At 74.5% G+C, this 12050-nt stretch carries 11 protein-coding genes; 5 read left to right on the forward strand and 6 right to left on the reverse strand.

All coding sequences use genetic code 11. The annotated features are described in order from the left end of the window. Positions 1–205 precede the first annotated feature (205 nt). A complete protein-coding gene (locus H505_RS0119135; RefSeq protein WP_051300882.1) occupies positions 206–1537 on the forward strand; it encodes a sensor histidine kinase in 1332 nt (443 codons plus the stop codon). Positions 1538–1650: 113 nt separating this feature from the next. After that, positions 1651–3174: an alpha/beta hydrolase gene (locus tag H505_RS0119140; protein ID WP_211238511.1), complete on the forward strand. Its 1524-nt coding sequence runs from the start codon at positions 1651–1653 to the stop codon at positions 3172–3174. A gap of 37 nt (positions 3175–3211) precedes the next feature. On the opposite strand, the gene add is transcribed toward H505_RS0119140, so the two are convergent. Continuing rightward, positions 3212–4186 (reverse strand): adenosine deaminase, encoded by a 975-nt coding sequence (gene add / locus H505_RS0119145; RefSeq protein WP_026403265.1) that lies wholly within the window; start codon positions 4184–4186, stop codon positions 3212–3214. A 45-nt stretch (positions 4187–4231) separates the two neighbouring features. Continuing rightward, complete coding sequence (locus H505_RS0119150; protein ID WP_051300883.1) at positions 4232–5131, reverse strand: HhH-GPD family protein; 900 nt, start codon at positions 5129–5131, stop codon at positions 4232–4234. 69 nt (positions 5132–5200) lie between these two features. Between H505_RS0119150 and H505_RS42955 the strand changes: the two genes are divergently transcribed. After that, positions 5201–5788 carry a hypothetical protein gene (locus tag H505_RS42955; protein WP_051300884.1) on the forward strand — a complete coding sequence of 196 codons (588 nt, stop codon included), beginning with the start codon at positions 5201–5203 and terminating at the stop codon, positions 5786–5788. Here H505_RS42955 and disA read toward each other — a convergent pair whose 3' ends face one another. From disA to H505_RS0119175, 4 genes are all read right to left on the reverse strand, one after another. Continuing rightward, entirely contained in the window at positions 5789–6871 is a 1083-nt protein-coding gene (gene disA / locus H505_RS0119160) for a DNA integrity scanning diadenylate cyclase DisA (RefSeq protein ID WP_026403268.1), read from the reverse strand. 113 nt (positions 6872–6984) lie between these two features. Next, entirely contained in the window at positions 6985–8409 is a 1425-nt protein-coding gene (gene radA, locus H505_RS0119165; protein WP_026403269.1) for a DNA repair protein RadA, read from the reverse strand. A gap of 102 nt (positions 8410–8511) precedes the next feature. After that, positions 8512–9567 carry an alpha/beta fold hydrolase gene (locus tag H505_RS0119170; protein WP_026403270.1) on the reverse strand — a complete coding sequence of 352 codons (1056 nt, stop codon included), beginning with the start codon at positions 9565–9567 and terminating at the stop codon, positions 8512–8514. Positions 9568–9696: 129 nt separating this feature from the next. After that, a complete protein-coding gene (locus tag H505_RS0119175; RefSeq protein ID WP_026403271.1) occupies positions 9697–10395 on the reverse strand; it encodes a class I SAM-dependent methyltransferase in 699 nt (232 codons plus the stop codon). 117 nt (positions 10396–10512) lie between these two features. Between H505_RS0119175 and H505_RS0119180 the strand changes: the two genes are divergently transcribed. Both H505_RS0119180 and H505_RS42960 read left to right on the forward strand, forming a co-directional pair. Then, entirely contained in the window at positions 10513–11397 is an 885-nt protein-coding gene (locus tag H505_RS0119180; protein ID WP_026403272.1) for a sugar phosphate isomerase/epimerase family protein, read from the forward strand. Then, entirely contained in the window at positions 11394–11996 is a 603-nt protein-coding gene (locus H505_RS42960) for a TetR/AcrR family transcriptional regulator (protein ID WP_034518644.1), read from the forward strand. The genes H505_RS0119180 and H505_RS42960 overlap by 4 nt, the downstream gene beginning before the upstream one ends. The last annotated feature ends 54 nt before the right edge of the window (positions 11997–12050 follow it).

The raw sequence follows: 12050 nt of genomic DNA on the forward strand, positions 1-12050 counted from the left end.
GGCCCGATGCTAGACAGCGGGGCGCGCCGCACGGGGGCCGCGACGGTGAAATCGCAGGTCACCGCCCGCTTCGGGTAACCGGTTCTTTCTCGTTCCTTTGCCGCGGAACGCCCGTCCGGAGGACTGGAACCGGCTGTGCGGGTGATTACCTCCCCACCGGGGGGTTCGGGTGTACGGACGGCGCACATGGTCCATACGGGTGCGGATGACCGTCATTGCCGGGACGGTCACCGTCCTCATCTGCGCGATCCTCACCACGCTGATCATCATCGGGGTGCGCGATCGGGCGGGGGACTACCGGCGCCAGCAGGCCGGTGCGGCGGCGCTGCAGATGGTCTTCTTCGTCAGGCAGGGGGATGTGCCGCCCCGGCCGGGGTCGCCGCGGGACGTCTCCATCCAGGTGCTGGACGCCCGCGGCCGCATCGTCGCGACCACGCCCGAACTGGAGGGCAAGGGGCGGATGGCCCGGTTCGTCCCGGAGCGTTCGAGTGTCTACGCCGTCCGCGAGCTGTGTCCCCCGGCGGGCTTCGCGAGCTGCATGGACGTGCTGGCGTTCCGCGTCTTCGACCCCCGGGGCGACTGGATCGTCTACGCGGCCGCCCCGTCGACGCCCTGGTACGTGAACAGCAGCCTCGTCACCGTGCTGCTGAGCCTGTCGGTGCTCGTCACCCTGCTGGCGTGCCTGCGGACGTGGGGGACCGTGGACCGCACGCTCGTCCCGGTGGACGCCATCCGCGCCGAGCTGACGGAGATCACCGCGAAGAAGTCGGGCCGCCGCGTCACGGTGCCGGAGAACCGGGACGAGGTGCGGCGGCTCGCGGAGGCCGTCAACGCGACCCTGGACCGGCTCGACGCCGCCCTCGAACGGCAGCGCAGCTTCACCTCCGACGCGTCCCACGATCTGCGCAGCCCCATCGCGGCGGCGCGCGCGCAGATGGAGGAGGCGCTCATGTACCCGGACGAGGTCGACTGGCCGCAGGCGGGACGGACGGTGCTGCAGAACCTCGACCGGCTGCAGGCGATCGTCACGGACCTCCTGGAGCTCGCGCGCCTGGACGCCACCGCGTGGCGCGGCGACGAGATCGTCGACCTGGGCGCGATGGTCACGATCGAGCTGGCCCGGTCGGAACGCTCCAAGCAGGTCGTCCCGCACATCCTGGACGACGTCACGGTGCGCGGCGACCGGCTGCGGCTCGTCCGGCTCTTCACGAACCTCCTCGACAACGCCGAGCGGCACGCGGAGTCCCGCATCGACGTGAGCGTCTGGCACGCGGACGGGGAGGCGTGCCTGGAGGTCCTGGACGACGGCGCGGGCATCACCGTGCAGGACCGGGAGAAGGTCTTCGAGCGGTTCGCGCGCCTCCAGGCGGGCCGGCAGCGGGACGCCGGCGGCACGGGCCTCGGCCTCCCGATCGCCCGCGAGATCGCGCGGGCGCACGGCGGCGACCTGACGATCGAGGACAGCGCCCGCGGCGCCCGCTTCGTCCTGCGCGTCCCGCATGAGAAGCGCGAGGAGAAGGGCGAGGGGAAGCGCTGACGGCGGCGGGCCCCGGGAAGGCGGCGGTGCCTGCCGGCCGCCCCTGAGGCGCCCCTGGCCGCACCCTGAATCGACCCTGAACCCCCTGTCCCGGCGGCGGACCCGGACCTAGCGTGATCGAGGTCCTGAGGACCGGCGCCGTCCCCGTCGGGCGGCTCTCCCACGCGAAGGGCATGGATTTCATGCTGCGCAAGAACAGGCGGGCCGCCTGGACCGCCGCGGCCGCCGCGGGGCTCGCGATCGCGGCCGCCGCGCCCGCGGCGTCCGCGGCGTCCGCGGCGTCCACTGTCGGGCCCCCGCCCGCCCCCCGCATCACCTGGACGGCCTGCGGCGACGACGGCGGCGCCCAGTGCGGCACCCTCGCGCTCCCGGTCGACTGGGACGACCCGGACGGCGCCGCGTTCGAGCTCGCCGTCGCGCGCCGCACGGCCCGCGACCCGGGCGCCCGCATCGGCACGCTCGTCTTCGGGCCCGGCGGGCCGGGCGATTCGGGCGTTCACCGCGTCGTGGACGGTATCGACCGGTTCAGTGAGGACGTCCAGCGGCGGTTCGACATCGTCAGCTTCGACCCCCGGGGCGTGGGGGCCAGCGCGCCCATCCGGTGCTCGACGGAGGTGCTGGGGGCGCGCCCGTCCCCGGTGATGGCGAGCCCGGAGGACTTCGCGGAGACGGTCGCCTACAACGCGCGGGCCCGCGAGGACTGCACCGAGCATTCCGGCCCGATCTACGACAACGCCGACACGCTCAGCACGGTCAAGGACCTCGACGCGATCCGGAGGGCGCTCGGCGAGTCCCGGCTGACCTTCCACGGCAGCTCCTACGGGACGCTCCTCGGCGAGCAGTACGCCGAGGCGTACCCCGGGCGCGTCCGCGCGATGGTCCTCGAAAGCGTCGTCGACCACAGCCGCCGCGACGCCCGATCGTTCCTGACGTCCCAAGCCTGGGCGGCCCAGGACTCGTTCGACGAGTTCGTCAAGTGGTGTGACCGCACCTCCGACTGCGCCTTGCACGGACGAGACGTCCGCGCCGTCTGGCGAGACCTGCGGGAGCGCGCGCGCCGAGGCGACCTGGACGGCCTGTCGGAACCGGCCCTCGTCCACATCGCCTTCCGCGCCTTCTACGGGCCCGACTGGGGCGAACTGGCCCGGACGATCGCGGACCTCGACGCGGGGAAGGAACCGCCCGCCGCCAAGGCCGCAGGCGGCCCCACCGCCGCGGACCCGTTCACGGGCGTCTTCTGCTCCGACTGGAGCCTCCCCGTCCGCGACCACGCGCACTGGGAGCGGCTGATGCGCCGGGTGGCGAAGGTCGCGCCCGACATGACGTACACGCGGCCCGTCCAGGCCGTGGCCGCGTGCCTCGGCTCCCCGCGGCCGGTCGCGAACCCGCAGCACCGCCTGGACGTCCGCGGCCTGCGGACGCCGATCCTGCTGGCGAACGCCCGGCACGACCCGGCGTCCGGGTACAACTGGGCGACGAACGCGGCGCGGCAGCTCGGCCGCGAGGGCGTCCTCCTCAGCTACGAGGGCGCGGGCCACGGCAGCTACGACCGCGGCGCCTGCATGCGGGGGACGGTCGACCGCTACCTCATCGACCTGGAGGTCCCCGCCCCCGGCACCTCCTGCCCCGCCGCCTGACCCGGCCGCGCCGCCGCCCGACCCGGCCGTGCCGGGGTCAGGTGGCGGCCAGCCAGGCGGTGATCTCGGACCGCAGGCGGGTCTTCGTGGTGGGCGGGGCGAAGGACGCGTCGACGGAGGCGCGGGCGAGGTCGGCGAGGGCGCCGTCGTCGTAGCCGAACGCGTCGCGGACGTGCGCGTACTCGGCGGCCAGCGGGGTGTCGATCAGCGCGGGGATGTCGGTGTTGACGGTGACGAGGAGACCGGCGTCGCGGAGGCGCGGCAGCGGGTGCTCGGCGAGGGACGGGGCGAAGCCGAGGGCGACGTTGGACGTCGGGCACACCTCCAGCGGGACGCGGCGCTCGCGGACCTCGGCGACGAGGTCGGGGTCGTCCAGCACGCGGATGCCGTGGCCGAGGCGCTCGGTGCGGCCCGGGCCGAGCGCCTGGCGGATGCTCGCCGGGCCCTCGCCCTCGCCCGCGTGGTGCACGACGTGGAGCCCGGCGTCGCGGGCCGCCGCGAAGACGTCCGCGAACGGGTCGCCCGGGTGCGACTCGTCGCCCGCGAGGCCGACCGCGACGACCCCGTCGTGGCGGCGGGCCAGGTCGAGGGTGCGCCACGCGCGCTCGACGGGCCGGCGGCGGGAGTGGTCGAGCAGCAGGCGGCACTCGACGCCGAAGTCGGCGCGTCCGGCGTCGAGGCCCTCCAGGACGGCCGCGAGCGGCATGCCGAGGTCGCCGAGGCGCTCGCCGTGCGCGGCGGCGGTGAAGGACGGCTCGGCGTAGCGGGTCCCCTGGGCGGCCTCGTCGGCGCAGAACTCGTAGGCGACGCGGCGGAAGTCGTCCGGGCGCCGCAGGCACGCGCGGACCAGGTCGTTCTGCGCGAAGAACGCGTCGAACCCGCCGAACGCGCCCACCCGGTCGGGCACCCGGACGCCGTTGGCGGCGCCGATCTCGCGGAGGGTCCCCCACCGCACGGTGCTCTCGAGGTGGACGTGCAGGTGGGCCTTGGGCAGGGTCAGAAGATCGCGCACCCGCCGCACGCTACGGTCCGGACGCGCCGGCGTGCGACCGGTTATTCAGGCCGGGAGGGCGTAGCGGCCGTCGTCGAGGGGGTCGACGAGGCCGTCCGCGACGAGCGCGTCCAGGGCCCGCTCCCGCTGGACGGCGTCGGACCAGACGGCGTCCAGCGCCGGCTTCTCGACCGGCCCGTCGGCGTCGCGCAGGACGGCGAGGAGCCGGCCGCGGCACTGCCGGTCGGTGCCCGCGTAGGTCTGGCCGCGGCGCGGCGGGCCGTCGTAGGCGGGGCGGCCGTCGCGGTGCCAGCGGCAGCGGTCCAGGACGGGGCAGTCGACGCAGCGCGGCGAGCGGGCCGTGCAGACCAGCGCGCCCAGCTCCATGACGGCGACGGCCCAGCGGGCGGCGGTCGGCGCGTCCGGCGGCAGCAGGGACTCGGCGAGCCGCACCTCCGCCGTCGTCTGCGACTTCGGCGGGTACTCGGCCCCCGACACCAGGCGGGACAGGACGCGGCGGACGTTCGTGTCGAGGACGGCGTGCCGCTGCCCGAACGCGAAGCTGGCGACGGCGGCGGCCGTGTAGGCGCCGATGCCCGGCAGGGCCAGCAGGTCGGCGTGCGCCGCGGGCACCGCGCCGCCGTGCCGCTCGACGATCGCGCGGGCGGCCCCGTGCAGCCGCAGCGCGCGGCGCGGGTAGCCGAGCCGGCCCCACGCGCGGACGGCCTCGCCGGACGGCTCGGCGGCGAGCGCGGCGGGCGTCGGCCAGCGGTCCAGCCAGGCGCGCCAGACGGGCAGGACGCGCGCGACGGGCGTCTGCTGGAGCATGATCTCGCTGACCAGCACGCCCCACGGGGTCGCGTCGTCCGCCCGCCACGGCAGGTCGCGGGCGTGGACGTCGTACCAGGCGATGATCGCGTCGGTGCAACTCGCGTCGGTGTGTCTCGCGTCGGTGTGTGAGGTCATGGCGGACGGCCATTGTGGCACGCGGCGGGTCTGCGCCCGTCCCGCCCGACCCGGTTGCATACTGACCGCATGGATGTCGACACGGACGGTGACGGCGGGCGGTACTGGCGGCGGCGCGTCCTCGCGCTCGCCGGGGTGCTCGGCGCGGTGGCCGTCCTGGCCTGGGGGTGCGTGCGGGGGGCGTCCGAGGAGCCGGTGAGCCGGACGGTCGCCGAGGCGGCCACGCCGCCGCCCCCGCCGACCGCGATGCCGACCGTCACCGTGACCGTGACGACGACCCCGGCGCCCGGGGAGGACGGCGCCGCGTGCAGGGACGACGACGTCGTCGTCACGCTCGGCGCCGCGGACGAGCGCTACGCGGGCGGGAAGCGGCCGGCGTTCCGGGTGACGGTCGTGAACACGGCCGAGAACACGTGCCGGTTCGACCCCGGTTCGCTGGACCTGCGGATCACGTCGGGCGACGACCGGATCTGGTCGTCCGCCGAATGCCGCGGCGGGGACGCGGCGCGGGAGTCGCTGCGGCGGGGCGTCCCGTACGTCCGGGAGATCGTGTGGGACCGGCGGCGCGGCTGCGGCGGGGACGCCGCCCGGGCCGGGACGTACGTCGCCCACCTGCACGGCGGCAAGGGGAAGCGGCAGGTGTTCCGGCTCGGCTGATCAGACGTACCGTTCGAGGATCGACGACTCGGCGAGCCGGGACAGGCCCTCGCGGACGCTGCGGGCGCGCGACTCGCCGACGCCGCCGACGGCCTGGAGGTCGTCGATGCTGGCGGCGAGGAGCTTCTGCAGGCCGCCGAAGTGCTCGACGAGCCGCTCGACGACCATGCTCGGCAGCCGCGGCACCTTCGCGAGCAGCCGGAACCCCTTCGGGCTGACGGGCAGGTCGAGGGCGTCGGGGCCCGCGAAGCCCATCACCTCGGCGACCGTGGACAGGTCGAGGAGCTCGTTCGCGGACAGGACGTCCAGCGCCGCGAGGATCGCGTCGACGCCGCGGGCCCGGGTGTCGTCGGACGGGTAGTCGCGGACGATCAGCTCCCGGTCGACGTCGACGCCCGACACCAGCTCGTCCAGCTGGAGGGACAGCAGCCGGCCGTCCGTGCCCAGCTCGACGACGTAGCCCTCGATCTCGTCGGCGATGCGGCGCACCATCTCGAGGCGCTGCACGACCGCGCTGACGTCCCGGACGGTGACGAGGTCCTCGATCTCGAGGGCCGACAGCGTCCCGGACACCTCGTCGAGCCGCAGCTTGTACCGCTCGAGCGTCGCGAGGGCCTGGTTGGCCTTGGACAGGATGGCCGCGGAGTCCTCCAGGACGTAGCGGATGCCGTCCAGGTACAGCGCGATGATGTGCATCGACTGGCTGACGGAGATGACCGGGTGGCCGGTCTGGCGGGCGACGCGCTCGGCGGTGCGGTGCCGGGTGCCCGACTCCTCGGTGGGGATCGTCGAGTCCGGGACGAGGTGGACGGCGGCCCGCACGATCCGGCTGTTGCCGGTGCCCAGCACGATCGCGCCGTCCATCTTCGCGAGTTCCCGCAGGCGGGTGGCGGAGAACTCGACGTCGAGCTCGAAGCCGCCGGAGCACAGCTCGGCGACCAGATCGTCGTAGCCGAGCACGATCAGCGCGCCCGTGTGGCCCCGCAGGATGCGCTCCAGGCCGTCCCGGATCTGGGTGCCCGGAGCCACCGCGGCGAGCGTGGCGCGGCGTCGTTCGTCATGGGACTTGTCGTGTGCTGGCACCTGGCCCCCGGAGGTCGCTGGACGGCGTCAGTTTACCGAGCGGCCCCGTTCGCCGGTTCCTCCCCTGGTCGCAACCGGGGGCCGCACCGGGTAATACTCTGGCGCTACCCGCGTCACGGCGCGGTAAAGGCGACCTGCAGCGCCTGCTGCAGACTGTCGACCTCCATCACCTTCATGCCCTCGTAACTGGACAGCTGCGGGTCGGCGCGCTTCAGCGGCGAACCGTCCGCGAGTTCCAGCGACCCGCGCGGCACCACCGCGTGCTTGAACCCGAGCCGGGCGGCCTCCGCGAGCCGCCGCTGCACCCCCGGGACCACCCGCGCCTCCCCGGCCAGCCCGACCTCCCCGAGCGCGATCAGGCTGCTCGACAGCGACTGCTCCACGGTCGAGCCGGCGACGGCCAGCGCGAGCGCCAGGTCGACGGACGTCTCGGTGAGCCGCACGCCGCCGACCGTCGACACGTAGACGTCCTGCTCGTGCATCGAGATCTTGCAGCGCTGCGCGAGGACGGCCAGCACCATCGCCACCCGCGACGTGTCGAGACCCGAACTGGCCCGCCGCGGCGACGGCAGGTGCGACTTCGCGACGAGCGCCTGCACCTCGGCGACGAGCGGCCGCCGCCCCTCCAGCGTCACGGTGACGCACGTCCCCGGGACCGGTTCGTCCCGCCGGGTGAGGAACAGGCCGCTCGGGTCCGGGAGCCCGACGATGCCGACCTCCGACAGGTCGAAGCAGCCCAGCTCGTCCGTGGGCCCGTACCGGTTCTTCACCGCGCGGATCATCCGCAGCCGCGAGTGCCGGTCGCCCTCGAAGTACAGGACGACGTCCACGAGGTGCTCGAGCAGCCGCGGGCCCGCGATCGCCCCCTCCTTCGTGACGTGCCCGACGAGCACGACCGTGATGCCGCGCTCCTTCGCGACCCGGATGAGGTTCGCGGCGACCTCCCGGATCTGCGTGACGCCGCCGGGCGCCCCGTCGACCTCGGACGTCCCGATCGTCTGGATCGAGTCGACGACCACCAGCGTCGGCTCCACCGCGTCGACGTGCCCGAGCACCGCCGACAGCTCCGTCTCGGCGGCGAGGTACAGCTCGTCGGTGATCGCGCCGACCCGGTCGGCCCGCAGCCGCACCTGCTCGGCCGACTCCTCGCCCGTCACGTACAGGACGCGCTTCGCCGCGCCGTCGTCGCCCTTCTGGGACGCGAGCGCCGCGACCTCCAGCAGCAGCGTCGACTTGCCGATGCCGGGCTCGCCCGCGAGCAGCAGAACCGCCCCGGGGACGATCCCGCCGCCGAGCACCCGGTCGAGTTCGTCCAGCCCGGTGGGCCGGGTCTGCGCCGACCGCACGTCGACCTGCCCGATCGGCCGCGCGGGCGTGCTCACCGGTCCCGCGCTGACCACCCGCGCGGGCGTCGCCGACGCCCCCTCGATGACGGTGCCCCACGTCTGGCACTCGCCGCACCGCCCGACCCACTTGGACGTCTGCCACCCGCATTCGGAGCACCGGTACGCCGCCTTGGCCGCCTTCGCCTTAGCCATAGCGACGAAGCCTAAGGCCACCCACCGACACCCGCCCCCCGCCCGGCCCCGCCCGGTCCGCGGGTGGGCGGGCGCGGGCGGGTTCCCAGCCGCGCTCGGGCGTCAGGAGGCGTTCTTGCGGGTGCGTTCGATGAGGTCGGCCAGGTGGTCGGAGACGACGGCGGGGCGTTCGAGCATCGCCATGTGGCCGACCGTGGGGACGACCTCCAGGCGGGCGTTGGGGACGCAGTCGGTGATCTTGAGGCTGTGCTCCACGGGGGTGAGCATGTCGTTCTCGGCGCCGATGACGAGCGTGTCGGCGGCGCCGAGGGACGCGCAGTCGCTGATCACGTCGGCGGTGATCATCGAGCGGAGGAAGTCGACGAGGGCGTCCATCCGGGTGTCGGCCATCATCTGCTCGCCGAACGCGACGGCGGCGGGGGAGGCGTCGGGGCCGAAGGCGACGAGGTCCTCGACGAGCATGGACGCGGCGCGGCCGAGGTGGCGGACGCGTTCGATGGCCGAGGAGCCGGCGCCGGCGGCGTGCAGGGCGCGGGGGAGGAGGCGCTGGGTGACGCGGGCGATGGCGGCGGGCAGGCCGAGGGTGACCTCGCCGAGGCCGCCGGAGGACGTGCAGAGCAGCCCGGTGGCGAGGACCTTGCGGCCCATGAGGTCGGGGTGCGCGTCGGCGAACCGCATGGTGGTGATGCCGCCCATGGAGTGGCCGACGAGGACGACGGGGGTGTCGGCGGGGACGGTCGCGTCGATGACGGCGGCGAGGTCGGCGGCGAGCTGGTCGAGGGTGTGGCGGTCGCGGGCGCCGTCGTCGGAGCGGCCGTGGCCGCGCTGGTCCCAGAAGACGAGGCGGCCGAGGCCGCGCAGGGCCTTGCGCTGGAAGTGCCAGGAGTCCTGGGTGAGGGTCCAGCCGTGGGAGAAGACGACGGCGAGGTCGGTGCGGTCGGCGCCGTCGATCTCGGCGTAGAGGCGGGTGCCGTCGTCGGCGCGGACGGGGGTGGGGCGGCCGCGCAGCGAGCCGAAGGGCTCCCCGGCGTGCGGGTCGGGGCGCAGCTGCAGGCGGCGGACGGCGCGGCGCTGCGCGGCCAGTCCGGCGCCCGCTCCGGCCGCGCCGAGCGCGGTGGCGGTCAGGATCGTGCGGCTCGTCGTGGCGACTCGGCCCATGGCCGGTTCCTCCCGTTCCCTCAGGTCGCGCACGCCGGGCGGGGCGGCGCGAACGCCTGCGCCGATTGTTGTACAGGTGGTCCAGTAGGGCCAGGGGCGGGCCCCGAATGTGACCGACCAGTCAGTAACTCACGCGTAACGCCACCATAGATTGACCGCGTAGTCCACTTCGAGTCCCGCGTGCTCGGCCAGGACGTCGGCCGCGAGCTCCGGCGGGAACTCGATGCGCACGACGGCCTCCAGGTCGCGGCGGTCGTCGAACAGCCAGCGGATCGTCAGCGGCTCGCGCGCGAACCCGCGGCGCGTCCAGAACCGCTCGACCGCGTCCGGGTCGTACTTCGGCAGGGAGCGGCGGAACCAGCGGCCGAACGTCGAGCGGGTCGCGTCGTTGTCGATGACGAAGACCGCCCCGCCGCGCCGGACGACCCGGTCCAGTTCGGCGAGCCCCGGTTCGCAGCCCGGCCCGAAGAAGTACGCCCAGCGCGCGTGGACGATGTCGACGGAGGCGTCCGGCAGCGGCAGGGCCTGCGCGGAACCGACGCGGACGGCGACGTTCGGCGCGTCCCTCGCGCGGCGCGCGGCGGCCGTGGCGAGGCCCGCGTGCGGCTCGACCCCGACGACGCGCGCGGCCTCTTCGGCGAAGAACGGCAGGTGGTAGCCGGTCCCGCAGCCGACGTCGAGGACGGTCGCGCCGGTCCACGGCCGGATCGCGCGCATCGCCGCGGGCAGGACCCCGTCGGGGTCCACCGCCCGGTTCTCCAGCTCGTAGACCTGCGGGGAGTTCCAGATGTTGGGGCTCGGCACGGCGCCCGGAGCGATCTCGGCCACGGGGACAGAGCGTAGCCGGGCGATTCGGATCACTCCGGGGCGAGGGTTTCAACGCGGCTCCGGGCGCATAGGCTTTCCGTACGAACACTGCCGAGCGATCACTGTGGCGAGGAAGCCTTGACCCCGCAGCACAACGGCGCCTTCTCTCCGGCACTCCGGGTGCCCGACGCTCCGATCACGCTGTCCACCGCGTCGGTCTACCCCGAGAAGGTGCCGAGCGCGTTCGAGATCGCCGCCCTGCTCGGCTACGACGGCGTCGAGGTGATGGTCTCGACGGACGCGTCCTCACAGGACCTCAACGTCCTGCGGCGCCTCTCCGACTACCACCAGGTCCCGATCAAGTCGATCCACGCGCCCTGCCTGCTGCTCACCCAGCGGGTGTGGGGGCGGGAGCCGTGGGGCAAGCTGGTGCGCTCCAAAGAGGTCGCGGAGGAGCTGGGCGCCGAGGTCGTGGTCGTGCACCCGCCGTTCCGCTGGCAGCGCGACTACGCGCGCGACTTCGTCGGCGGCCTCGCCCGCATGCAGGACGAGACGGACGTCCTGTTCGCGGTCGAGAACATGTTCCCGCTGAAGGCGCGCGGCGCCGAGGCCGGCATGTACCTGCCCGACTGGAACCCGATCGACCAGGACTACCCGCACGTGACGCTCGACCTGTCGCACACGGCGGTGTCCGGGTCGGACGCTTTGGACATGGCCGGGCAGCTCGGCGACCGGCTCCGCCACATCCACTTGGCGGACGGCGTCGGCATCACGAACAAGGACGAGCACCTCGTCCCGGGGCGGGGCTCGCAGCCGTGCGGGCCGATGCTGGAGACGCTCGCCGAGACCGGGTTTCGCGGGCACATCGTCCTGGAGGTCAACACGCGGCGCGCGTCCAACCGCGCCGAGCGCGTCGAGGACCTGGCCGAGGCGCTCGCGTTCGCCCGCCTGCACCTCGCCGCGGCCGACCGCACCTGGGAGGTCACCTCCGGCGGCGAGATCAGCCGCCGGAGCGCCCGGTGACCTCCCCCGGGACGCGCGCGCCGCGCGGCCCGCGCGGGCCGGGGCGGCGGCCGGGGCAGACGGAGACGCGCGAGGCGATCCTCGCCGCGGCCCGCGAGCTGTTCGCCGAGAAGGGCTACGACGGGGCGTCGCTGCGGGCGATCGCGCGGGCCGCGGGCGTCGATCCGGCGCTCGTCCACCACTTCTTCGGCGGCAAGGAGGGCGTGTTCGTCGAGGCGATGCGCTTCCCGGTGGACCCGGCGGTCCTGCTGCCGCGCATCATGGCCGCGCCGCGGGAGCGGCGCGGCGAGGCGATGGCGCGCGTGTTCCTGAGCGTCTGGCAGGACCCGGACCGCCGCGCCCCCCTCCTGGCGATGCTGCGCTCCGCGATGACGAACGAGCGCGCGGCGGCGCTGCTGCGGGAGTTCCTGAGCAGCGCCCTGTTCGCCCGCGCGGGCGCGGCGGCGGACGTCCCGCGGCTGCGGCTCCAGGCGGCGGCCGGGCAGATGATCGGCCTGATGATCCTGCGGTACGTGCTGGGGGTCGAGCCGCTGGCGTCCGCCTCCGAGGACGAGATGGTCGAGCTCGTCGCGCCCGTCCTGCAGTCGTATCTGGGCTGACCGCCCGACCTTCCGAGCGTCTTGACCGGGATCCCGCGCCGACTTAAATTCAAC

It is taken from the genome of Actinomadura rifamycini DSM 43936, assembly GCF_000425065.1.
Classification (GTDB): Bacteria; Actinomycetota; Actinomycetes; order Streptosporangiales; family Streptosporangiaceae; genus Spirillospora; species Spirillospora rifamycini.

Excerpts from the sequence above, each read along its gene's own strand:
- H505_RS0119135 (WP_051300882.1), top strand. The coding sequence starts at position 206 with ATGACCGTCATTGCCGGGACGGTCACCGTCCTCATCTGCGCGATCCTC.
- H505_RS0119150 (WP_051300883.1), bottom strand. The coding sequence starts at position 5,131 with ATGACCTCACACACCGACGCGAGACACACCGACGCGAGTTGCACCGAC.
- H505_RS42955 (WP_051300884.1), top strand. The coding sequence starts at position 5,201 with ATGGATGTCGACACGGACGGTGACGGCGGGCGGTACTGGCGGCGGCGC.
- radA (WP_026403269.1), bottom strand. The coding sequence starts at position 8,409 with ATGGCTAAGGCGAAGGCGGCCAAGGCGGCGTACCGGTGCTCCGAATGC.
- H505_RS0119170 (WP_026403270.1), bottom strand. The coding sequence starts at position 9,567 with ATGGGCCGAGTCGCCACGACGAGCCGCACGATCCTGACCGCCACCGCG.